Genomic DNA, 22,764 nt, shown 5'->3' on the forward strand with positions numbered 1-22,764 from the left:
AGGGGCCGCGCGCGTATGTCCAAGGCGCACGCCCAAAGGTGCGCGGGGCCGTCTAACGTCGATCATTTCGCCCCTGGGCTTTAGCTCTTGCTCGAAAGGCAAAACGTTATGTGCTCATCTCTCGCCCCCCGTACAAACGTCATTCTTCTGAAAGTGAAATCGGCCGCGCTCTCGCGCGCACGAAAACCAACGTCATCCTGATCATTGAAGAGGGGGCGCCCTCGTTCAGTGCCAAGTGAGCTCGGGAGTGGCCGCCGCGATGTTGGCGCCGCTCAAGGGGAAAGCTGCCGGCCAGTTCCGCGCGCTCGCTGGCAACCTAGTTGAGATTGACGCCCTGGTGACGCTGCCGATGGCAATGCGGATGCTCAAGGCGAAAGACGGCGCGCAGGCTCGGTTGCAGCTCAACTGACGCCGACCGCGCCGAGCAAGGTCGCGCCGTCCATGATCAGCACGCCGCCGGGGACAGGCACCAGCGCGCCCTTGGCAATCGTGTTAACGGCATGCATTAAATGGGCCTGCTCCTGCGCGCGCTGGAACAAAGCGCGCGAGCCCATGCCCATGGCGAGCGCGCCGGGGGAGCGCCCGGCGTGCGCTGATGAAGGCAAAGTACTCGAACAGCTTCCGCAACAGCGGGCTGCCGTTGCGCAAATTGCCAGCGGCGCGAAACGCGACGCAAGGCCGGCATAGCGCGGCAGATATCCGACCAGCCGGTCGCAGCGTCAGGCTGTGCGAGGCGGCGCGCGCGGCCAGCACCTTGATCTCATCTTGGCCACGTCGACATCAACAGCACATTCATGCCGGTAGGCCAGGCGATGTTGGCCGATTTGTTGGAGCGTTTTGCGCCGGCAAAGTGCGGCGGCTCAACGGGCTTGAGCGCTATGAGCGGGCCGCTCTGGTGAGCAGAGGCGGGCGCATCGCGTTCCCAAAGCAGAGGATAGTTGAGCAACGGCCACTCAGCTTCGTTCTGGAAATCTGCGTTTTGCCGCACGATGGTCTGCAAAGCTCAAGACGGCCCGGAAGCTCGGATTGTGCGGGCTCGACAATTTCAACTGGGATACGCCAGTGTGCTGATCTGCGTGCTGGACCTCGGGTTTCTTCAATTTAGGCCAGAGCGTCGAGGTTGCTCATTCAATAGTGCCACAGCATCGGCGTAGATGGTCCGAGACGGCAGCGTTCTTGGGGGCGATCTGCGAGAATCATCAGCTTGCGTTGGCTCGGCGGCTGGCCAGCGATCGAAAACGATCCATCTGATGCACGAAAAAGAGCCGATGAGTTCAGACAAGATTTGTTGATGCCGAGTAGGAAAGTTGGCCCAGGTCCTGGGCCGCATCTTGACAACCTCTAGGACAGCGCTGGCGAGTATGCCTGGCGCGCCGGTGATTTCGACGAGAGGATGTGCGTTATCTCAAAAGATGGAGCATTTCGCTTGCCGAAGGAGCCCCAAGCCTTGCCACCGATCCACTCAATCCATTCGACGCGCCCCAGTCTGCCTTGAAGGTGACCCGTCGCTCGGCTTCGGTGCGCCAGGTTAGAAACTGGGACAACGCATCCATCATGTCATCGGTCTTGCCGAACGGAAACGAGACGTACTCCAACATAAAATCGTCGAGCCAGGGTGCCGTTCGCGGCAAGATGAGCGAGCCGGCCTGCAGCTTTGCGGTCTCGCCGCTCATACGCGTCCGCTTGTCTTTGGTCGGTTTGATCGCAACAATGCCTTGCAGCCCAACCCGCATGAGCTCACCAGCCAGCGGAGAGCCCATAGCTGTATCTTCGATGAGCACGGCATTAGGCGCGTGTTTGGCTACTTGCGTCTGCATGAGTTGGCAAAGCTCGTGGAAGGCAACCTTTCCTCGCCAAACGTCAATAAGATGATACTGGTTCCGATTGCGGACAAGAAAGGCCAAACAAGTCGAGTAGTTGCTGTTCTCGCTAGCTTTCGCGGCCATATCGCAGGAGAGTACGACTTCGTCCCCCGACTGACGGGTCGGAACGACATCATACGACTGGAGCCATTCCCGCTTGAGGTCATTCCCCTGATCCGGAGCGGGATCTTGAAGATATTGTGTTTGAAATACCAGCGATCCCACTTGGCTCTTGAGGTCGTCCAATACTTGGAGGGGTTCTCTCGCTTGTAGAGGGTGTCCTTGTTTCCAAACAAAGGATCGATTCTGCAGCCGGATCTTCGTGTCCTGCGCCGCAATAGCCGGAAGCACCAGATGATCCCAGCCTCCTCTTTCGATGAGGTGGCCGGTTAGGTCTTGCTGGTGCAGGCGCTGCATCAGGACGATGATGCCGCCTTTGGACTTGTCATTGAGGCGCGACATGAGCGAACGATCAAACCACTCGTTGCAGTGCTTGCGCGTCACATCGGAAGCCGCCCCGGCTGCGTTGAGCGGGTCATCAACGATGATGGTGTCGGCGCCAAAGCCGGTTAAAGTGCCGCCGACGGACATTGCTAACCGACAGCCCCCATTCGTTGTCGCGAGCTGATTCTCAGTGCTCTTGTCCAGACGTGTTGAAAATAGCGCGCGGTACCAGGGCGATTCCATAATTCGTCGGCAATCGGCCGAATGCTTGTTTGCTAAGTCTTGGGAATAGCTGACGCATATGAACTTGTGAGTGGGATCTTGGCCCAGTCTGAATGCGGTCCACGCCACCGAAACGAGATAGGATTTGAGCGCGCGGGGCGGCGCGTTGATGATCTGTCTTGTTGCGCGTCCAATGCTGCCATTTAGTCTTTGGGCGACCGATTCATGAAACCATTCGTGCGAATACGTGTCGCTGGAAAAGACGTAGAAGGCCTTCATGGCGAAGGCAAGAAAGTCGCTGCGATAGATCGCATCGCGTTGGGCTGGGGTGGAGATCGGCACGGATCACTCCTCATGTTTGGAATGGCGGCGTAGAAAATCTGCAATAATCTCTTGATCATGCTCGGTGACGATTGTGGTCTCGCTGTGGGATTGCTCCCCGGGCTCGAACTTCATGATCATGTTGAACAGTTGCGTGCAGGCCTTGGTATCGCCCTTTGCGGCCCGCTCGAACAGTCTGAGGAGCACGAGCTCCTGCCGGCTCACCAAGCGCGGTTCGCCATCCTCGCGAATCTGGACGCGCCTTTTCATCATGCTGCTCAGGTCCGTCCTGAGATTGCGCGATCCCTTTGGCCGACCCTTGGGATTACCTGACTGCCCCTTCGTAAAGCGCCCTGAAATGGGCGGGCGGCCGTAGCCCGCCCCTTGATCGTCAGTCACGAGCGTCTCCCTTGCGAGAGGGGCCAGGCAGCAGAAGCGGCCGCGCGTAAGTCAGGGCGGCGGCCGCCGCTTCTCGGTCGGCAAAGCTACGGCCAGTCCTGACGCAGATTGCGGTCTGACCGGTGTGATTTTGCCAACGGCGTACGATGACGTCGCAATATAGCGGGTCGATTTCTAACAGAGCGGCGCGCCGGCCGGTCTTCTCTGCGGCGATCACGGTGGTTCCGGATCCTGCGAAAGGATCCAAAACAAGGTCGCCGCGCCGTGTGCAGTCCTTGATCACGTCGCTAATCAAGGCAACAGGCTTCACGGTGGGATGCAAAGCCAGCAGCTCGTCGCGCTGCCGGCCAAAGCTGTTGATGCCCTGGTAGGTCCACAGATTGGTTCGAGTGCGGCCGTGGACGCCGAGCTCAATGTTGTTGATGTGCGGCGCGGTGCCGTTCTTGAACACATGAACGAGTTCGTGCTGGGAGCGGTAGAACGAACCCATGCCGGCATTGGTCTTGGCCCAGACGCAGGTGTTCTTATGCTCGGCGTAAACACGTCGTGCCGCGGTCAACAGCTCGAACGAATGCCGCCAGTCCATAGATATGTAGTGCAGCGAGCCATCGACGCTGTATCTGGCGGAGAGCACGCAGGCCGTGGTCAAAAATTCGGTGAACTGTTGCGGCGTCATTTCGCCGGAGGCCATGGCGAACTCGCGGTGCTTGATGCTGCCGCGGCCGCTGACATGGCCGTCGACGGCAACGTTGTAGGGCGGATCGGCGATCACCGCGCGTGCCCGCTGATCGTGCAGGAGGGTCTTGTAGGCTTGCTCGTCCAAGGCATCGCCGCAGATCAGCCGGCTGCTGCCAAGCCGCCAGACGTCGTCTCGCCTGGTGACCGCCGGCACGGCAGGTCCAAGCTCGGGCAGGCGGTCATCGTCCCCGGAGGGCTGATCCAGGATCAAATCGATCTCTGGCGTGTCAAATCCGATCGCGTCGAAATCGAAGTTCAGATCGACAAGGACCTGCAGTTCCTCTCTGAGAAGTTGAAGATCCCAGGTGCCGTTGGCGGCGATTTTGTTGTCGGCGAGGGCGAAAGCCCGTTTCTCGGCCGGCGACAAGTGTCGAATAATGACGACCGGTAATTCCGATATCCCGAGTTGCTCGGCAGCGGTGACGACCGCGTTGCCGTAGATGATCTTGAGATTTTCGTCGGCGCCGATTGGTCTGTTCACTCCAAACGTATTGATGCTCTTGGCAATTTGATCGATCTGCTGCTGCGGATGGCGGCGCGGATTGCGGGCATTTTTCGTCAGAATCTGTACAGGAAGATAGTCGAGCCACAGTCTAGGGGAGTTCGACTTTTCGATGGGCATGACTGCTCCGGCGCAAATAAAGGCCCTCTAAGCACCGGAATATCGGCTCTGTAACAGAAGGACGGGCGCTCTCATCGATGAAATGAGCCGGAGGACGGCTCAAAGCCGAAAGGCACGCGTGGTCGTGGCCCGTGATAGGCCAATCCAGCGGCAACGAGATCACCTCAAGGTTGGGGTGGGCGAGCCGGTTGGTTTTCCAACCGACCCAGCGCCGTCCCCTTGGCCCGCCTAAAGCGGAATTGGGTTGGGCCGGCTCGGGAATTTCAGGCTTGCACGCCATGCTCGCCGCTGAAGTTCCGGTCGCCCCACACCCGCGAAGACCAACCGGAACCAGCCGGGGGAAATGACTGACGATCGACCTAGATCGCTTCGCCGCTCCGATTTTGAAATCGGCGAAGTGATGAACTTGTCAGCCTGCCTTGAGCGCCTTGGCGGGTCCCTGTTTCGGACGGGTGCATTGCCTGTTCTACACCGGACATTTCCCTGTTCCAGTTTTGTCGCTCCGCGGCCGAGATGCCCAAGATTTCAAGGCACTTCCCACGTGTTCATGCGTCGCGGTCAGGCACGCTGGAATGATTTTCCCTGCAGAATTCCCTGTTCGCAGGGAATGGAATTTTGGAGTTTTAGCGCTCGTCCACGATGACCTTGCCGTCATTCGGCAGCGTGCCGGGACCGACCAGCTCGACGGCTCCTCCGAGCTTCGTTATCGCGCGCAAGCTGGCCGCGATGTCGTCGCGTAGCGAGTCGCTAGGGGGCGCAGCTTCCGCTCTCAACGTCATGGCGTCGGTCTCGCCTTGGCGCGTGACGATGAGGCGAAGTCTTCCGAGCCCCGCGTGGCGCTTGCCGATCTCGGCGATCTGCTCGGGACGGACGAACATGCCCTTGATCTTGGTGGTCTGGTCGGCGCGGCCCATCCAGCCCTTGATGCGCATGTTGGTGCGCCCGCACGGGCTCGTGCCGGGCAGGGCCGCGGTGAGGTCGCCGAGCGCGAGCCGGATCCAGGGATGGTGCGGGTCGAGCGAAGTCACGACAATCTCGCCGACGTCACCTGGTGCGACCGGATCGCCAGTGCCGGGCTTGACGATCTCCAGGATCAGGTCCTCGTTCACGACCATGCCTTCGCGGGCCTCGGTCTCGAAGGCGATGAGGCCGAGATCGGCGGTGCCGAAGGCCTGGTAGGCATCGATGCCGCGCCCCTTGATCTCGGCCTGGAGCGAGGGCGGAAACGCTGCGCCCGAGACCAGCGCGCGCTTGATCGAGGAAACGTCACGCCCCGAGCTTGCCGCGGCATCGAGCAGAATCTTCAAGAAGTCCGGCGTGCCGCTGTAGCCGACCGGCCGGTAGGCCTCGATCAGCTCGAACTGCTGTTCTGTGTTGCCGGGGCCGGCCGGGATCACCGCGCAGCCGAGCGCGCGCGCCGACGCATCGAAGATGAACCCACCGGGGGTGAGATGGTAGCTGAAGGTATTGAGGACGATGTCGTCGGGGCGGAACCCGGCTGCGAACAGCGCCCTTGCGCCGCGCCAGGGATCGGCTTGTCGCCCTTCCGGCTCGAAGATCGGACCGGGGGAGGTGAACAGGCGGGCGAACGAGCCAGGCGCCGCCGCCACGAAGCCTCCGAAGGGCGCGGAGGCCTTGTGCAGGGCGGGCAGTTCCGACTTGCGCAACACCGGCAAATCCGCCAGAGCCGCCCTGGAGGTCACGGCGGCGGGATCGAAGCCTTTCAGCCGCTCGGCATAGGCCGGGGCGGCCATCGCGGCTCGCAGCACCTCCGGGAGGCGGGCGAACAGGTCGGCCTCGCGCGCGGCTTGCTCACGCGTCTCGCGGGCGTCGTAATGGGCGGTCATGGCTGTTCTTTCCGTGTTGGCATCCGTTGCGCGCCGCCACCGGCATGGCTATCAGACCGCCAGTGGCGAGGCTTGAAAGGGACCCGATGGCGGACGAAGGAATCATTGCGGCGGACGAGGCGTCGAACGTCGTTGCGCGCCTGAAGCGCCGTATGATCGACGAGGCGCTGCCGCTGTGGTCGACGGTCGGCTGGGATCACGCCGCAGGCGGCTTCATCGACCGGCTGCACCGCGACGGTGCGGCGGATGCCGCCGCGCCCCGGCGCGTGTTCGTGCAGGCCCGCCAGATCTGGTGCTACGCCAAGGCGGCACAGATGGGCTGGTATCCCGAGGGGCGCGCGATTGCGCTGAAGGGGCTGGAGCACCTGCTGGCCAAAGCGAAGGCGCCCGATGGCCGGCCCGGCTATGTGCACCGGCTGACGCCGGACGGATCGGTGCTGGATGCCCGGCGTGATGCCTATGACCACGCCTTCATCCTGTTTGCGCTCGCCAGCGTCTATGCGCTCGACCAGGATGCGCAGGTCCGCGCCGAGATCGATGCGCTGCTCGCCTTCCTCGACGGCCACCTGCGCTCGCCGCATGGCGGCGTTCACGAAGGCCTTCCGGTCTCGCTGCCGCGCCGGCAGAACCCGCATATGCATCTGTTCGAGGCGATGATCGCGTGCTTCGAGGCGACCCACGATCTGTCGTTCCAGAACCGTGCCGGAGAATTCTTCGCATTGTTCCTCGCCAACCTCTACGACAAGCAGAGGCACGTATTGTCGGAATATTTCGAGGAGGACTGGTCGAAGATCGAGCCGGTCAGCGTCGAGCCGGGTCACCAGGCGGAATGGGTCTGGCTGCTGAAGAGTTTTGAACGCATCACGGGATGCCCGACCAGCCAGCGGCGTGCGGAATTGCTGGAGACCTCGCTGCGCTATCGTGACGAGGCGACGGGCTGCCTCGTCGACGAGGGCGATGCAAGCGGCAGCATCCGCCGCAGCACGCGCCGGCTGTGGCCGCAAACCGAGATCGCGAAGGCGTGGATCGCGCAGGCCGAATCCGGCGAGGCGGGTGCGGCGGACGAGGCGCGCGCGGCGCTGGTGCGGCTCGAACGGCATTATCTCAGCCATCCCGTCAAGGGCGGCTGGTACGACCAGTTCGATCGCGACGGCAAATCGCTGATCGACACCATTCCTGCGTCGTCGTTCTATCATGTTCTCTGCGCGGTCACGGAAGCCGAGCAGGTGCTCGGCTAGGCTCCTTGTGGATCACAGCCAGCGCTTGCGCCGCTTGAAGCTCTTGAGGTTCTTGAAGCTCTTGCGCTGGTCGCCGGCGCCGCCGAGGTAGAATTCCTTGACGTCCTCGTTGTCGCGCAATGCGTCGGCGCTGCCGTCGAGCACGACCTTGCCCTGCTCCATGATGTAGCCGTGGCTCGCCACGGAGAGCGCAGCGCGTGCATTCTGCTCGACCAGGAGGATGGTGACGCCGAGATCGCGGTTGATCTTCTGGATGATCGAGAACACCTCTTTCACCAGCAGCGGCGAGAGGCCCATCGAAGGCTCGTCCATCAGGATCATTTTCGGGCGCGCCATCAGCGCGCGGCCGATTGCGAGCATCTGCTGCTCTCCGCCGGAGAGATAACCGGCAAGGCCGGTGCGCTCCTTCAAGCGCGGGAAATAGCTGAAGACCATGTCGAGGTCGGCGTCGACCTCGCGGTCCCGGCGCGTGAAGGCGCCGAGCTTGAGATTCTCGAGCGAGGTCATGTCGGCGACGATGCGCCGGCCCTCCATCACCTGGAAGATGCCGCGGCGGACGATCTTGTCGGGATCGATGCCGTTGATCCGCTCGCCCTCGAACAGGATCTCGCCGCGCGTCACCTCGCCGTCCTCGGTCTTGAGCAGCCCCGAGATCGCCTTGAGCGTCGTGGACTTGCCGGCGCCGTTGGCCCCGAGCAGCGCTACGATCGCGCCCTTGGGCACGTCGAGGCTGAGGCCGCGCAGCACCAGGATCACATCGTCATAGACGACCTCGATGTTGCGCACGGCGAGGAGGGGAGCGGACTCCACGGCGGTTGGCTTGGCGCGGGATGCTTCGAGGGTGTCGGTCATGCTTCAAAACTCCGCTGTCATCGCCCGGCTTGACCGGGCGACCCAGTATTCCAGAGGCGCCTGAGATTCATCGAGAAGCCGCAGCGTACTGGATCCCCCGCCCGGGTGCGCAATTGCGCACAACGCGAGGGATGACAGTGTTCGCGTGGTGAAAGCCGGGCTCACCACCCCAGCCATTCCGGCTTGCGCGGCAGCTCGACGGTCTTGACCTTCTCGAGCTTGATCGTGCCGTTGGCCATCAGGTCGTTCAGGTCGGCATTGGTCGAACCGGAGACCTTGGTGCGATAGAGATCGACCTTGAGGGTGCCGCGATGGTCCTTGTTGGTCCAGGTCGAGGGATTGCAGACGCCGTCCATGCCGGCCGGCACCCAGTCCTTCTTCTGGTAAAAGCCCTTGGCGACGTTCTCACCGGTGGCACCTCCGTTCTTGGCGGCCCAGTCGAGCGCTTCCCTGGCGTAGAGAGCGCTACAGACGCCTGCGATATAGTGCACCGGGCGATAGGCCTTGCCGCTTGCATCCGATATTTTCGAGATTTCCATCACCGTCTTCATGCCTGGCGCGTTGCCGCCCCAGGTTACGGCCGTGCGTAGCGGGAAGACGACGCCGTCGGCGGCGTCAGCCGCGGTCTTGGCGGCGTTCTCGTCCATGCCCCAGACATTGCCGAGGAACTGCACGTCCACGCCGGCGGTCTTGCAGGCCTTGAGCACGGAGATGTTCGAGGCTGCGGTGTTGCCGAGATAGGCGTAGTTGGCGCCGGAGCTCTTCAGGCTGAGGCATTGCGCGGAGTAATCGCCGGGCGTCAGCGCGAACACGATCGGCGGCAGCACTTCGAAGCCGAGCTCACTGGCGATCGCCTCGCCGGCGGCCTTCGGCGCGTTCGGGTACGGATGATTGCCGCCCATATGGACGAACTTCGGCTTACCGCTCTTGCCCTTGGCCTTCCAGTCTTCCGCCGCCCAGGTCACCAATGCCCGCATCGCGTCCGAATAGCTCGGGCCGTAGAAGAAGTTGTAGGGCGCGGGTTTGGCCTTGCCGCTCACGCCTTCCGGATCGGTCAGCGCCGCCGCGTAGGAGGCGGAGATATAGGGAATCTTGTCCTGCGCAACAAAGCCGGTCAGCGCTTCGGTATCTGCGGTACCCCAGCCCATGATCGTTGCAACCTTGCCATCCGGCGCCGACCACTTCTTGTAGAGCGCGATCGCGCGCGGCACCTGATAGCCGTAGTCGTTGGTATCGAGGTTGACCTGCTTGCCGCCGATACCGCCGTTCTTGTTGATCCAGGCAAAGGTGTCGGCGACGGCCTGGCCGTAGGGCGTGCCAACGTCCGACGTCGCACCGGAGTAGTCGGCGAGATGGCCGACGGCGATCTGGGCCTGCGCACTGGCCGCAAAACCAGCGATCGCAAACGCGAGCGACGCGGTGCTTAAAAGCGATTTGGTCTTCATGGGTTGGTTCCTCCTGTTATCGTTTAAGTGAAGTAGCCGTGCTCAATGCGAGAACGGGTAGAGTTTCCAATACGCCTTGATCTGTCGCCAGCGATGCGCGAGCCCATCGGGCTCGAACATCAGGAATGCGATGATGATCACCCCGATCGCGATCTCGCGCAGAAAGGTGATGTTGGTGTTAAGCGAGAGCGCCTTGTCGATCGCGCCGCCCTTCAAATGATGGCTGATGAACTCCATCGCCTCGGGCAGCAGCACCACGAAGGCGGTGCCCATCAGCGTGCCCATGATCGAGCCGGTGCCGCCGATGATGATCATGGCCAGGAACAGTATTGAGCGCTCGATGCCAAAGCCTTCCTGGGAGACCACGAGCTGATAGTGCGCGTAGAGCGCGCCCGCGATGCCGGCGAAGAAGGCGGCGAGACCGAACGACAGCGTGCGGTACCTGGTGAGGTTGATGCCCATGATCTCGGCGGAGAGATAATGGTCGCGGATCGCCACCAGCGCGCGGCCATCGCGCGTGCGCATCAGGTTGGTGACGAGGATGTAGCTCAAGAGCACATAGGCCAGCACGACGTAGAAATATTGCCTGTCGCCCCGCAGCGTGTAGCCGAAGATCGAGAACGGCTCGGCGCTCGCCGGCACCGAGCCGCCGGAGAACCACTCGGCGCGCGAGAAGAAGTCGAGCAGGATGTATTGAGCGGCCAGCGTTGCAATGACGAGGTAGAGTCCCTTCAGCCGCGCCGCGGGGATGCCGAAGATCAACCCAACCAGCGCCGTCACGAGTCCCGCGAGCGGGATCGCGAAGAACACCGGGATCGGCGCATTATTGGAGATGTAGGCCGAGGTGAAGGCGCCGAGCAGGAAGAAGGCCGCGTGTCCGATCGAGATCTGGCCGGTGAAGCCGACCAGGATATTGAGGCCGAGCGCCGCGATCGAGAAGATGCCGATCTGGATCAAAATGCTGAGCCAGTAGCCGCTGAAGAGTTGCGGCGCGAGGCAGAGCAGCGCGACGCCCAGAATCGCGAAGTTGCGGCTGGTGGTGGTCGGGAAGATCGTGGTGTCCGCGGCGTAAGTGGTGCGGAAATCACCAGCGGGAATGAGGGCAGGGCCGGCCATGGATCAGATCCGCTCGATGTCGTGGGTGCCGAACAGGCCGTAGGGCTTGATCATCAGCACGATGATGAGAACGTAGAACGGCGCGATCTCGTAGAGATTGCCCCAGTGCAGATACTCGCTGTCGACATATTGGGCGACGTTCTCCAAAAGCCCGATGATGATGCCGCCGAGCACCGCGCCGCCGACGGAATCGAGCCCGCCGAGGATCGCCGCCGGAAACACCTTGATGCCGTAGGCAGCAAGGCCCGAGGACACGCCATTGACGACGGCGACGACGACGCCGGCGACCGCCGAGACGGTCGCCGAGATCGCCCAGGCCATCGCGAACACGCTCTTGACGGAAATGCCGAGCGACTGCGCCACCTGCTGGTTGAACGCGGTGGCGCGCATCGCAAGGCCGTACTTCGACGCGCGGAAGAACCAGGCCATGCCGATCATCATCGCGACCGACACCACGAGGCTCATGACGTAGACGGTCTGGATCTGCAGTCCGAACAGGTCGACCGACTGGCTCTCGAACACGCGCGGGAACGGCTGCGGATTGACGCCGAACATCCATTTCAGCGTCGCCTGCAGCACGGTGGAGAGGCCGATCGTCACCATGATCACCGAGATGATGGGCTCGCCGATCATCGGCCGCAGGATCAGCACCTGCACCGCGATGCCGAACACGAACATGAACACCAGCGTGATCGGCATGCCGATCCAGAACGGCACCTGGTATTTCGCCAGCAAGGCCCAGCACACCCAGGCGCCGACCAGCAGCAATTCACCTTGCGCGAAGTTGACGACCTGCGTCGCCTTGTAGATCAGCACGAACGACATCGCGACTACGCCATAGAGCGTGCCGACCACGAGGCCGTTGACCAGGAGCTGGATGAGGAAGGCGGTGTTCATGTTGGGTGACTCAGCCCGTCATTGCCGGGCTTGACCCGGCAATCCATCGATGAGGAAGGAAGACTGTTCGGAAGAGGATGGATGTGCGGGTCAAGCCCGCGCATGACGAGGATCTGTATCACTCCGCAGCCTCCGCCATGTGCCCGTGCCCGCCGAGGTCCACCACGCGCAGCGTCGTTCGCACCCGCTGCGTGGTGCCGTCCTGGAAGCGGATCACGGTGTCGACGGGGATGTCGGAATCGCCGCGGTAGATGGCATCGATGATGCCGGCGTATTTCTCGTTGATGACGCCGCGGCGCACCTTTCGCGTCCGGGTGAGCTCGCCGTCGTCGGCGTCGAGCTCCTTGTAGAGCAGCAGGAAGCGCGAGATGCGCTGGGCCGGCGGCAGCGTGGCGTTGACGGTCTCGACCTCCTTCTGCAGCAGCGCGTAGACCTCCGGCCGTGAGGCGAGGTCGCTGTAGGTCGTGAAGGAGAGGCGGTTCTTTTCCGCCCATTTCGAGATGATGGAGTAGCGGATGCAGATCATTGCCGCGAGCGCGTCGCGGCCGGCCCCAAGCACCACGGCTTCGGCGATATAGGGCGAGAATTTCAGCTTGTTCTCGATGAATTGCGGCGAGAAGCGCTCGCCCCGGGAGGTCTCGGCGAGATCCTTGATGCGGTCGATCACGACGAGCTGGTGGTTGGCGTTGAAATAGCCGGCGTCGCCCGAGCACATCCAGCCGTCCTTGATGTCGGCGACGCTGGCCTCGGGGTTCTTGTAGTAGCCGAGGAACATGTTGGGGTGCCGCACGACGATCTCGCCGACGCCGTGGACGTCGGCATTGTCGATACGGATCTCGACATTGTCGGCCATCGGTACGCCGGTGGTATCAGGATCGACCTTGCCCTCGGGATGCAGCGTGTAGGCCCCGAGCAGCTCGGTCTGACCGTAGAGCGTGCGCAGCGGCACGCCCATGGCCTGGAAGAACTTGAAGGTGTCAGGCCCGAGCGCCGCGCCGCCGGTCGCGGCCGAACGCAACCGGGTGAAGCCGAGGCGATCGCGCAGTGCGCGGAACAGGATCGCGTCGGCAAAGCCCGAGCGCTTGCCCTGTTCGAGCGCGGCAAGGCCCGACTTCATGCCGATGTCGAACAGGCGCTGCTTGAAGGGCGTTGCGTCCATCACCTTGGCACGGACGTCGGCGGCAATCGATTCCCAGACGCGGGGCGCGAACAGAACGAAGGTCGGTGCGATCTCGCGCAGATCGTTCATCATCGTGTCCGGCTCTTCGACGAAGTTGATCTTCATCCGGCAGAGCAGACCTTTGCCGAGCACGTAGACCTGTTCCATGATCCAGGGCAGCGGCAGCACCGACACGTATTCGTCATCGGGACCCTTGGGGTCGAAGGCGAGATAGGTGGCGCAATGGCCGAGCACGCGGCCGGCGGCGAGCATCGCGAGCTTCGGATGCGAGGTGGTGCCGGACGTGGTGCACAGGATCGCGACGTCCTCGCCCCTGGTGGCATCGACCAGTCTGTCGTAGAGCTCCGGCTCGCGTGCGGCCCGCGCGCGGCCGAGCTCGGCGAATTTCTCCGCCGGCATCAGGCGCGGGTCGTCGTATTTCCGCATCCCGCGCGGATCGGAATAGATGATGTGCTTCAGCTTCGGCACGCGCTCGGCAAGGATGAGCAGCTTGTCGACCTGCTCCTCGTCCTCGGCGAAGACCAGCTGCGCCTCGCCGTAGTTGAGGAGATAGGAAGCTTCCTCGTCCAGGACGTCGCGATAGAGCCCGAGGCTGAGGCCGCCAATGGCATGCGTCGCAACTTCTGCCGCGACCCAGTCGGGCCGGTTGTCGCCGATGATGCCGATGACATCACCGCGGCCCAGGCCGAGCTCGATGAGGCCGAGCGCGAAATCGCGCACGCGGGCCTGATAGTCGTTCCAGGTGAAGATGCGCCAGAGCCCGAGATCCTTCTCGCGCATTGCGATCTCGTTGCCGTGCTCCCTGGCATTGAGCCGGAGCATCTTCGGATAGGTGTCGGCCTGCGCGACGCGGCCCGCATAATCCATCATGCCGCGCTCTCCTGCGCCGGAGAGGCATCATCGGGATCGACAAGCACCTCGTCCTCTTCGCCGAGATAGGCACGCCTGACGTGCGGATCGGCGAGCACGGTGGCCGGATCGCCCTCGGCGATCTTCTTGCCGAAATCCAGCACCATGACGCGGTGGGAGATGTCCATCACCACGCCCATGTCGTGCTCGATCATCACCACCGTCATCCCGAACTCCTCGTTGAGATCGACGATGTAGCGGGCCATGTCCTCCTTCTCCTCGAAATTCATGCCGGCCATGGGCTCGTCGAGAAGGATCAGGCGCGGCTCCAGCGCCATGGCGCGGGCGAGCTCCACGCGCTTGCGCAGGCCGTAGGGGAGGGTGCCGGCGGTGGCCTTGCGCACCGGCTGCAGATCGAGGAAGTCGATGATCTCTTCCACCTTGCGACGGTGCTCGAGCTCCTCCTTGCGCGCGCCGGTGAGCCAGTACAGCGAGCCCGTGAGGAAATTGTTCCTCAGCAGGTGATGGCGGCCGACCATGATGTTGTCGAGCACGCTCATGTGGTGGAATAGCGCGAGATTCTGGAAGGTACGGCCGACGCCGAGTGAGGCGCGGGCATTCGGCGTCAAGCCGGTGATGTCGCGGTCCCGATAGAACAGCTGGCCTTCGGTCGGCTTGTAGCGACCGGAAATACAGTTCACGATCGAGGTCTTGCCGGCGCCGTTGGGGCCGATGATCGAGAACAGCTCGCCTTCCCTGATGGCGAAGCTGACGTCGGTCAGCGCGCGGACGCCGCCGAATCGTAAGGACACGCCGCGCACTTCGAGACTGGTAGCCACCAAACGAATCCCTCCCGGTGATGGCGCTTGATTGGCGCTCTTCCGTTCCTGTCAGGCGATCCTAGTACGGTCGTGCCGGCCAGACCATGCAGCTATTGGTCTCGACCGGACCGGCGCCACCTTCGTTCCCGTGAGGGATCAAAAGCCGCATCGCCCGAGGTGGTCCTCAATAGGGGAAAGCGCTATTTTGAAATGTCTCCGGCCTGACAATTCTGCGACAAAGTTGTCGGGCCGAGCGGGTCTTCATCTTTCGTCGGATGGATGGCCGAAGCGATTCTGTTGCAGTGCAACAGGAGCATGGGGTGACAGAACGGTGCGGCTGGCTTCGAGATCATGATTTCAGAGGATCATCTGAAGCGCATTGCCGCCTGGTCGCGTGAGCTCACACCAGCCGAGATCGAGGTTGCGCGCGCCGGAATCACGGAACGGTCCTACGGCACCGGCGAGAGCGTGTTCATGCGCGGTGATATCTTTGCCTATTGGGCCGGCATGGTGGGCGGCCTTGCCCGCATGGGCGGGGTCTCGCGCGACGGCAAGCAGACCAGCCTTGCCGGGCTGACGGCAGGGGCCTGGTTCGGCGAGGGCAGCGTGCTCAAGAACGAGCCGCGCCGCTACGACGTGGTCGCGCTGCGCGACAGCCGCATCGCGCTGATGGAACGCAGCGCCTTCATGTGGCTGTTCGAGAACAGCGTCGGCTTCAACCGCTTCCTGGTGCGCCAGCTCAACGAGCGGCTCGGCCAGTTCATCGGCATGCTCGAGGTCAACCGTACGCTCGATGCCACCGCGCGCCTCGCCCGCAGCATTGCCTCGCTGTTCAACCCGATCCTCTATCCGGAATCGACCGCGCATCTGGAGATCACCCAGGAGGAGATCGGCGCGCTCTCCGGCATGTCCCGCCAGAATGCCAACCGCGCGCTGAATCGGCTGGAGAAGGAGGGGCTGCTGCGGCTGGAATATGGCGGGGTCACGATCCTCGATATCGCGCGGCTCGGGAGCTACGGGGAGGAACGATGATCTGCGCATTCCCGGTGCTTCCGTGCTCATAGAGTTCAACCATCGCGCGTCGGACTCGCCTTACGTCGAGCGGGTATGGCGCAGCCGGAGCCGGCGTGGCGGCTCGTTCCTGTCGATGGCCGAGGGAAATATCGAGCTTGTGGTCACCAGGCTCCCGGAGCTTCTGGCGGTGACGCTCCGAGGGCCGGTCACCCGCGGGACACTCGTCGAAGTCCCGCGAGCGGCGAATGGCTCGCGATCCGGTTTCGGCTGGGAACCTACCTGCCGGAGATACCGACGAGCGCACTGATCGACCATCAAAACATGCAGTTGCCGGTGCTGCCCAACGGCCGTTTTCTGTTTTCGGGTCTGAGCTGGGACATTCCAGGCTATGACGATGCGGAAAGTCTCGTCGCTCGCATGGCGCGCGCGGGTGTCATCGCACGCAGCCACGCGACCGATGCTGCGATCGACGGCGACGTCGACTGGATGAGCCGGCGTTCGGTTCAGCGCCACTTTCGCCGCGTTACGGGCATGACGTTCAGCAGCCATCAGCAGATCGAGCGGGCGCGTCGCGCCGCGGCCTTGCTGGTGAGCGGCAGCTCGTTCTGGACGCGACATCGGGCGCTGGCTATTTCGATCAGGCCCATCTTACCCGCTCGGTCAGGCAACTGATCGGCATGACGCCTGCGCGCCTCTCGCGCGAGCGGCCGCAATTGTCGTTTTCATACAAGACGACTACGTCCTGACCGCAATATGCCTGGATCGCTCCGGCCGCGCTGGTGGAGCAAACATCGGAGGAGCGCTGCGGTGAGTTTTAAGGCCTATCTCGACAATATCCAGGCCAAGACCGGCAAGAGCCCGGACCAGTTTCGCAAATGGGGCAAGGACCGGGGTTTTTCGACCGGGGCGGGATTGGCCGCCGGCGTGAAAGCGGGTGCCATCGTGGCCGCGCTCAAGGACGAGTTCGGCCTTGGCCATGGCCATGCGATGGCCATCGTCGCGCTTCTCAAGGGGAAGGCGTCGTAGGTGATGACGATGTCCAAGTCGAGACATGTGGCCGGCTCCGTCATGAGCGGGCTCGTGATTGCCTTCATGCTGTTTGATGCCGGGATGAAGCTCGTCCCGCTGGACGTCGTGATCAACGCGACCGCCGAGCTCGGCTATCCCCCGTCGGCCGATCTGGCCCGCGCGCTGGGCGTGGTGGCGCTGGCCTGCACCGCGCTCTACGGCCTCCCGCGAACGGCCGTGCTCGGTGCGATCCTGCTGACCGCCTATATGGGCGGCACGGTGGCTGTTCACTTGCGGGTCGGCAACCCGCTCTTCAGCCATATGCTGTTCGGCGTCTATCTTGCTGGTCTTGCCTGGGGCGGTCTCTATTTGCGCGATTCGCGGGTGGCGGCGTTGCTTCCTCTGAGATCGCCGCCGGTGGAGGTCTGACGTCGTTACGGGGACGCCGTCATCGCGCATTGGCCGGCGCGTGCGCCGGCCACAGATCGGCGCGCCAGCGGATCGCGATTGCCACCATCGCGACGAATCCTGCGCCGGCATAAAGCGAGCCCGTCGCGGAATAGCCGATGACGTCGATCAGGCTGCCGGCCGCGAGCAGTCCGATCGGCAAGCCATAGATCACCATCATGCGCACGCCCATGACACGGCCGCGCAGATGTGCGCTCGCGGTGCGCATCAGGATGACGGCAGCCGAGATCATCGACATGCTCTGGGCAATACCGGCGAGGACGAGGCAGGCCATCGCCACCGGCATCGTCCTGACCTCGACGAACACCAGCAGCATTGCGTACCAGGCCAGCGTTGCGCCGATCAGGAGCCGGGCAATGCGTACGCCACTGACCAGGCTGAGCGTGATGGAGCCGATTAGCGAGCCGACGGCGAAGCTCGCCGAGAGATATCCGAGGCCGGTCTGATCAGTGTGAAAGATCTCCCGCGCGATGTAGGGCAACAATCCGCCCGTGAAAGGAAATGCGGTGAGATTCGCCAGAAAAGCGACGCACAGCGCCGCGCGCATTGCCGGCCCGTTCCAGGCATAGACGATCCCCTCTTTGAGGTCGCCAAGCAGCCGCGAAACGGTGTGGCTGCTTGCGGGAAGATCGCTCGTGGTGACGGTCCTTTTCGGCTGGGTCAGGCAGAGCATGAGAAGCGCTGCCGTGAAGTAAAGGCAGGCGATCGCCACATAAACGAGGCCGATACCGAGCACGGCGAACAGCCCGGCCCCCGTCAACGCTCCGGCAATGCGCGCGCTGTCCTGGGTCGTGCGCGCAACACTGATGGCGCCCACCAGCTGCTCGGCCGGCATGATATCGGCGAGCAGCGCGCCGCGAACGCCGAGATCGGAGGGGCGGATCAAGCCCATGATCGTGACGATGATCATGACGCTCAGCGGCGACAGATGACCGCTCAGCGCGAGGACCATGATGGTCGACGACAGCGCCGTATAGGCAAGGCGCATGACAACCAGGAGATCGCGATGGCCGATCCGGTCGCCGATCATACCGAACACGGGCGCGACCAATGTTCCGACGAACTGGAGTGAAGCCAGCAGCGTGAGCAGCAGCACCGAGCCGGTCTCGACGATGACGTACCAGCCGAGCACCAGCGTCTCGACCTCGAAGGCCCAGGAGGTGAGCAGATCGGACGGCCACTGGAAGCGGTAGTTGCGGATGCGGAATGGCGCGAGCGCCGAAGGTCGTGCAGTGGCGCTCACGACGCGATGACGCGTGTCACGGCGATTTCCTTAACCTTGTTGTTTCTTCTTGCTGTGGCGCAACCTAACGCTGGCGATGCCGGTGTCAATCGCAGTCGCCGCAGGCCGCCCCCGCGCTCGGCTCTTACCTCGCCGCGCTGGCCGCTTTCCTGTCGGCCAACGCACTTGCCATGGCCGAGATCAGAGGACGCATGAAATAGGCTTCGTCGGCGGGCGAGACGTCCGTGCGCAAGCCATGCGCTGCGAGCTCGCCGGAAACGGCCGGGCCGACCGATGCGATCAGCGTGCGTTCGAGACCTGCGCGCAGCTTCGTCTCGCTGCCGCGCGCCTTGGCAACCTCGATCAGCCGGCGGACCTGGCCGAGATTGGTCAGGGCGATCGAGTCGATGCGTCCCTCTGCCATGTCGTCAATGGCGGCGACGATGTTGGCATCGGCAGCCTTGGAATCGTAGACGTAGGGCAGCACCGTATCGACGTCGGCGCCTTGCGCGGCCAGCGCGCCGGTCAGCGCGCTATGATCCTTGTCGGGATAGAGCTGCAGACCGAGGCGCCGCCCCTTCAGGTCGAGTCTGGCCAGCATCTCGATCGCGCCTTCGGTAGTCGGCTTCTCCGTGGTCTGCTGCGCCTCGAGGCCGATCTCGCGTAGTGCCTTGCCCGGCTTCGGGCCTCGGGTGAACTTGCGCGCCTGGGCGAGCGCCGCGACAAGGGCAGCGTCGAGCCCGCGGGCGCGGGCGAGCTTCATGATGCGGCGCAGGCCTTCGCCGGTCATCAGCACGAGATCGTCAAAGGGCTTGTCGATGGCACGGCGAATCCAAGCCTCGACTGGAGCCGGATCCGGCGCATCATGGATGGTGAACATCGGGCATTGCACGACCTCGGCGCCTTGCTCGGCCAGAAGCTTGGAAAACTGCGCCTCCTCGCGCGTTTCCAGGATCAGGATGCGGTAGCCGTTCAAGCGGTCGGCCATGGGTATGCTCCGTTGAGAATTCGCAATTGTCCGTTCATCCTGACTCCGCGGTTGGGATTGGCGCAAGGGCGGGTCGGTGCTAGAGCAGGGCGCAATCCGCTGGATCGTTCCGCTGCACAAACCTTCATCAAGAGCCGAGCCTTGCCCGACCATCAATACGTCCTGACCCTGTCCTGTCCGGATCGCCCAGGCATCGTCTCGGCGGTCTCGACGTTTCTCGCTCATAACGGACAGAACATCCTCGACGCCCAGCAGTTCGACGACGTCGAGACCAAGAAGTTCTTCATGCGGGTGGTGTTCACAGCGGCCGATCTTGCCGTGGAACTCGCGGCACTGCAGACCGGCTTCGCCGCGATCGCCGAGCGTTTCGGCATGGAATGGCAGATGCGCGACCGCGCTGCGCATCGCAAGGTGATGCTGCTGGTGTCGAAGTCCGATCACTGCCTGGTCGACATCCTCTATCGCTGGCGAACCGGCGAATTGCCGATGATTCCGACCGCGATCGTCTCCAATCACCCGCGCGAGGTCTATGCCGGGCTCGATTTCGGCGGCATCCCCTTCCACCATTTGCCCGTCACCAAGGAGACCAAGCGCGAGCAGGAGACACAGATCATGGACCTCGTCGGCAAGACGAAGACCGATCTGGTGGTGCTCGCCCGTTACATGCAGATCCTGTCCGACGATCTCTCGGCAAAGCTGTCGGGGCGCTGCATCAACATCCACCACTCATTCCTGCCGGGCTTCAAGGGTGCCAAGCCCTATCACCAGGCCCATGAGCGCGGCGTCAAGCTGATCGGCGCCACCGCGCATTACGTCACGCGCGACCTCGACGAGGGCCCGATCATCGACCAGGACGTCGAGCGCATCAGCCATCGCGACACGCCGGAAGATCTGGTCCGCAAAGGCCGTGACATCGAGCGCCGCGTGTTGGCCCGGGCCATCCGCTACCATCTCGACGACCGCGTCATCCTCAACGGCCGCAAGACCGTGGTGTTCGTGGATTAGCGAATGGGGGACGAATGGTGAGTGGAGGGGGAGCGCGCCCTATTCGCTACTCCCTGTTCGCCATTCGCTTCCTCAGCGCCCCGCGCCAGCCGACGTCGTCCCCGTCGCGCCCTTCTGGGCCTGTTCTTCCTTCTCGCGATCGGTCGCCGGCATCAGCCGCTTGCGCTCGCGCTCCTTCATGTAGGCATCGTATTGCGGCGTGCCGGGCCGCGGCGGCGCATCAGCGGGCAGGCCGCCGGCCCATTGCGGGACGTAGTCGCCCATCCCGGCGGAGAGCTTCTCGTTGACCGTCCCGCAGCCTGCGAGATTGAGCAGGGCGAGTGCGGCGGCGATCGAAAGCGAGCGAGAACGCATGAATATCTCTGGTCGTGCCCCCGACGGGGCGCGGATGGTGGAGCGCCATAGGCGTTAGCGGCAACCATATCTCTCAATAGGTAAAATTGGCCTATTCGAGGGAGGGCAAAGCTGTATACAGAGAAGGTATTATAATAGGCATATTTTGTACTTGATGAGGTCGCCGCTGTTGGTACGGTATACACCGGGTATTTGTCATTGGACGGATCGTAGGACGGGGCATGCCACGGACGCACTTAAGATGTCCGGATTCTGCAAATGAGAGACTGAATCCTCCATCACCGGTGTGGTGCGGCCCTCGTAGGGTGGCAAAGCCATCGCCCTCCGGCCCAGTGTCACAGGGCTTTTTCGTTGACAGGACCATTTCATTTGTACAATCGTACAAATAGCTCTCCGCCGTTGTTGAGGCAGATTGCGCGGCTTGCGCCGAATGGTCGCCCAACGTTCGATTGACAACGGGGTTACAGAGGACGCCATGTGGCCGCACGGCATGGCTTGTCCGTGAGTGAAGCGCGGCAAGGACCGGGTACTCGGTCCGCCGCACAAGAGGTGAGGAATGAAGGGGAGGGACATCTGATGTTCGAACGCAGGATTTTTTTACGCACCGCAGCGGTCGTTGCGATCGCGGGCCTCGCGGCCGTCGCGCCTGCCAAGGCGCAAGACACGGTCAAGATCGGGCTGATCCTGCCGATGACCGGCGGCCAGGCCTCGACCGGCAAGCAGATCGAGAACGCGATCAAGCTCTACATGCAGCAGAAGGGCGACACCGTCGCCGGCAAGAAGATCGAAATCATCGTCAAGGACGACGCGGCGATCCCGGATAAGACCAAGACTGCCGCGCAGGAGCTGATCGTCAACGACAAGGTCAACTTCATCGCCGGCTTCGGCGTGACGCCGGCCGCGCTCGCCGCCGCGCCGCTGGCTACCCAGGCCAAGATTCCTGAAGTCGTGATGGCGGCCGGCACCTCCATTATCACCGAACGTTCGCCCTATATCGTGCGCACCAGCTTCACGCTGGCGCAGTCCTCGACCATCATCGGCGATTGGGCGGTGAAGAACGGCATCAAGAAGGTCGCGACGCTGACCTCGGACTACGCGCCGGGCAATGACGCCCTCAACTTCTTCAAGCAGCATTTCACGGCCGGCGGCGGTGAGGTGGTCGAAGAAGTCAAGGTGCCGCTGCAGAACCCCGACTTCGCTCCGTTCCTGCAGCGCATGAAGGACGCAAAGCCGGACGCGATCTTCGTGTTCGTGCCGGCGGGCCAGGGCGGCAACTTCATGAAGCAATATGCCGAGCGTGGCCTCGACAAGGCCGGCATCAAGGTGATCGGGCCGGGCGACGTCACCGACGACGATCTGCTCAACAACATGGGCGACGCCGTGCTCGGCACGGTCACCGCGCATCTCTATTCCGCGGCGCACCCCTCGCAGATGAACAAGGATTTCGTCGCGGCCTACAAGAAGGCCTTCGGCAACCGTCCGGGCTTCATGGCCGTGGGCGGCTATGACGGCATCCACCTGATCTACGAGGCGCTGAAGAAGACAGGTGGCGACACCAACGGCGACAAGCTGATCGAGGCCATGAAGGGCCAGAAGTGGGAGAGCCCGCGCGGTCCGATCTCGATCGACCCCGAGACCCGCGACATCGTGCAGAACATCTACATCCGCAAGGTCGAGAAAGTGGATGGCGAACTCTACAATGTCGAGTTCGCGACCTTCGAGGCTGTCAAAGATCTCGGCAAGACCAAGAAGTGACGCGCGAAAGCGCGTCATCCCGGGGCTCTCCTCACCTCTCCCGCCTGCCCTGCGGGAGAGGTCGACGCGGAGCGCCGGGTGAGGGTTCTCTCGTCGT

Annotated in this window: 22 protein-coding genes and 1 pseudogene; 8 read left to right on the forward strand and 15 right to left on the reverse strand. The window is 63.0% G+C overall.

From position 1 onward, the window contains the following. Positions 1–259: 259 nt before the first annotated feature. A complete protein-coding gene (locus tag I6F21_RS06650; protein ID WP_225182966.1) occupies positions 260–409 on the forward strand; it encodes a hypothetical protein in 150 nt (49 codons plus the stop codon). On the opposite strand, the pseudogene I6F21_RS06655 reads toward I6F21_RS06650, so the two are convergent. The 6 genes and pseudogenes from I6F21_RS06655 to I6F21_RS06680 form a co-directional block, all read right to left on the reverse strand. Then, a pseudogene (locus I6F21_RS06655) lies at positions 405–584 on the reverse strand (heme-binding protein); the annotation flags it as partial. The gene I6F21_RS06650 and the pseudogene I6F21_RS06655 sit on opposite strands and share 5 nt — an antisense overlap. Positions 585–760: 176 nt before the next feature. Then, positions 761–1,000: a hypothetical protein gene (locus I6F21_RS06660; protein WP_225182967.1), complete on the reverse strand. Its 240-nt coding sequence runs from the start codon at positions 998–1,000 to the stop codon at positions 761–763. Between the two features lie 400 nt (positions 1,001–1,400). Further along, positions 1,401–2,870 (reverse strand): phage terminase large subunit, encoded by a 1,470-nt coding sequence (gene terL / locus I6F21_RS38985; protein WP_225129318.1) that lies wholly within the window; start codon positions 2,868–2,870, stop codon positions 1,401–1,403. 3 nt (positions 2,871–2,873) lie between these two features. Further along, on the reverse strand, positions 2,874–3,248 hold the full coding sequence (locus tag I6F21_RS06670; protein WP_146207709.1) for a DUF5681 domain-containing protein: 375 nt from the start codon (positions 3,246–3,248) through the stop codon (positions 2,874–2,876). Further along, entirely contained in the window at positions 3,241–4,608 is a 1,368-nt protein-coding gene (locus I6F21_RS06675; protein WP_109143112.1) for a DNA methyltransferase, read from the reverse strand. The genes I6F21_RS06670 and I6F21_RS06675 overlap by 8 nt, the downstream gene beginning before the upstream one ends. Before the next feature lie 623 nt (positions 4,609–5,231). Further along, positions 5,232–6,455: an AMP-binding protein gene (locus I6F21_RS06680; protein ID WP_225182968.1), complete on the reverse strand. Its 1,224-nt coding sequence runs from the start codon at positions 6,453–6,455 to the stop codon at positions 5,232–5,234. Positions 6,456–6,541: 86 nt separating this feature from the next. Here I6F21_RS06680 and I6F21_RS06685 point away from each other — a divergent pair, with 86 nt between their 5' ends. Continuing rightward, the gene (locus tag I6F21_RS06685) at positions 6,542–7,693 is read left to right on the forward strand and encodes an AGE family epimerase/isomerase (protein WP_225148266.1); all 1,152 of its coding nucleotides are present in this window, start codon (positions 6,542–6,544) and stop codon (positions 7,691–7,693) included. A 12-nt stretch (positions 7,694–7,705) separates the two neighbouring features. Here the strand turns inward: I6F21_RS06685 and I6F21_RS06690 are convergent, their stop codons facing one another. From I6F21_RS06690 to I6F21_RS06715, 6 genes are all read right to left on the reverse strand, one after another. After that, a complete protein-coding gene (locus I6F21_RS06690) occupies positions 7,706–8,545 on the reverse strand; it encodes an ABC transporter ATP-binding protein (RefSeq protein ID WP_225111905.1) in 840 nt (279 codons plus the stop codon). Between the two features lie 161 nt (positions 8,546–8,706). Then, a complete protein-coding gene (locus I6F21_RS06695) occupies positions 8,707–9,990 on the reverse strand; it encodes an ABC transporter substrate-binding protein (RefSeq protein ID WP_225182969.1) in 1,284 nt (427 codons plus the stop codon). Positions 9,991–10,032: 42 nt separating this feature from the next. Continuing rightward, a complete protein-coding gene (locus I6F21_RS06700; protein WP_036015700.1) occupies positions 10,033–11,106 on the reverse strand; it encodes a branched-chain amino acid ABC transporter permease in 1,074 nt (357 codons plus the stop codon). A gap of 3 nt (positions 11,107–11,109) precedes the next feature. After that, positions 11,110–12,003 (reverse strand): branched-chain amino acid ABC transporter permease, encoded by an 894-nt coding sequence (locus I6F21_RS06705; RefSeq protein WP_036029874.1) that lies wholly within the window; start codon positions 12,001–12,003, stop codon positions 11,110–11,112. Between the two features lie 118 nt (positions 12,004–12,121). Next, positions 12,122–14,053, reverse strand: a complete 1,932-nt coding sequence (locus tag I6F21_RS06710; protein WP_225182970.1) for a long-chain fatty acid--CoA ligase — start codon at positions 14,051–14,053, stop codon at positions 12,122–12,124. Further along, entirely contained in the window at positions 14,050–14,871 is an 822-nt protein-coding gene (locus tag I6F21_RS06715; RefSeq protein WP_225182971.1) for an ABC transporter ATP-binding protein, read from the reverse strand. Before I6F21_RS06715 ends, I6F21_RS06710 begins: the two co-directional genes overlap by 4 nt. Positions 14,872–15,204: 333 nt before the next feature. Here I6F21_RS06715 and I6F21_RS06720 point away from each other — a divergent pair, with 333 nt between their 5' ends. The 4 genes from I6F21_RS06720 (at position 15,205) to I6F21_RS06735 (ending at position 17,304) form a co-directional block, all read left to right on the forward strand. Further along, a complete protein-coding gene (locus tag I6F21_RS06720) occupies positions 15,205–15,885 on the forward strand; it encodes a Crp/Fnr family transcriptional regulator (protein WP_225182972.1) in 681 nt (226 codons plus the stop codon). Between the two features lie 303 nt (positions 15,886–16,188). Continuing rightward, on the forward strand, positions 16,189–16,539 hold the full coding sequence (locus I6F21_RS06725) for a hypothetical protein (protein ID WP_225182973.1): 351 nt from the start codon (positions 16,189–16,191) through the stop codon (positions 16,537–16,539). 135 nt (positions 16,540–16,674) lie between these two features. After that, on the forward strand, positions 16,675–16,893 hold the full coding sequence (locus tag I6F21_RS06730; protein WP_036015710.1) for a DUF4287 domain-containing protein: 219 nt from the start codon (positions 16,675–16,677) through the stop codon (positions 16,891–16,893). A 3-nt stretch (positions 16,894–16,896) separates the two neighbouring features. After that, positions 16,897–17,304, forward strand: a complete 408-nt coding sequence (locus tag I6F21_RS06735) for a DoxX family protein (RefSeq protein WP_036015712.1) — start codon at positions 16,897–16,899, stop codon at positions 17,302–17,304. A gap of 19 nt (positions 17,305–17,323) precedes the next feature. Here the strand turns inward: I6F21_RS06735 and I6F21_RS06740 are convergent, their stop codons facing one another. Together I6F21_RS06740 and I6F21_RS06745 are read right to left on the reverse strand one after the other, a co-directional pair. Then, complete coding sequence (locus I6F21_RS06740) at positions 17,324–18,586, reverse strand: MFS transporter (RefSeq protein ID WP_036015714.1); 1,263 nt, start codon at positions 18,584–18,586, stop codon at positions 17,324–17,326. A 124-nt stretch (positions 18,587–18,710) separates the two neighbouring features. Next, positions 18,711–19,553, reverse strand: a complete 843-nt coding sequence (locus I6F21_RS06745; protein WP_225182974.1) for a uroporphyrinogen-III synthase — start codon at positions 19,551–19,553, stop codon at positions 18,711–18,713. A gap of 141 nt (positions 19,554–19,694) precedes the next feature. Here I6F21_RS06745 and purU point away from each other — a divergent pair, with 141 nt between their 5' ends. After that, complete coding sequence (purU, locus tag I6F21_RS06750; protein ID WP_036015720.1) at positions 19,695–20,558, forward strand: formyltetrahydrofolate deformylase; 864 nt, start codon at positions 19,695–19,697, stop codon at positions 20,556–20,558. A 72-nt stretch (positions 20,559–20,630) separates the two neighbouring features. Here the strand turns inward: purU and I6F21_RS06755 are convergent, their stop codons facing one another. Further along, positions 20,631–20,912 (reverse strand): hypothetical protein, encoded by a 282-nt coding sequence (locus I6F21_RS06755; protein ID WP_036015722.1) that lies wholly within the window; start codon positions 20,910–20,912, stop codon positions 20,631–20,633. 576 nt (positions 20,913–21,488) lie between these two features. Here I6F21_RS06755 and I6F21_RS06760 point away from each other — a divergent pair. Further along, positions 21,489–22,667, forward strand: coding sequence for an ABC transporter substrate-binding protein (locus tag I6F21_RS06760; protein ID WP_036015725.1), 1,179 nt, complete (start codon positions 21,489–21,491; stop codon positions 22,665–22,667). Positions 22,668–22,764 lie beyond the last annotated feature (97 nt).

The sequence above is a fragment of the Bradyrhizobium sp. NBAIM03 genome, from assembly GCF_020194055.1.
GTDB classification, from domain to species: domain Bacteria; phylum Pseudomonadota; class Alphaproteobacteria; order Rhizobiales; family Xanthobacteraceae; genus Bradyrhizobium; species Bradyrhizobium yuanmingense.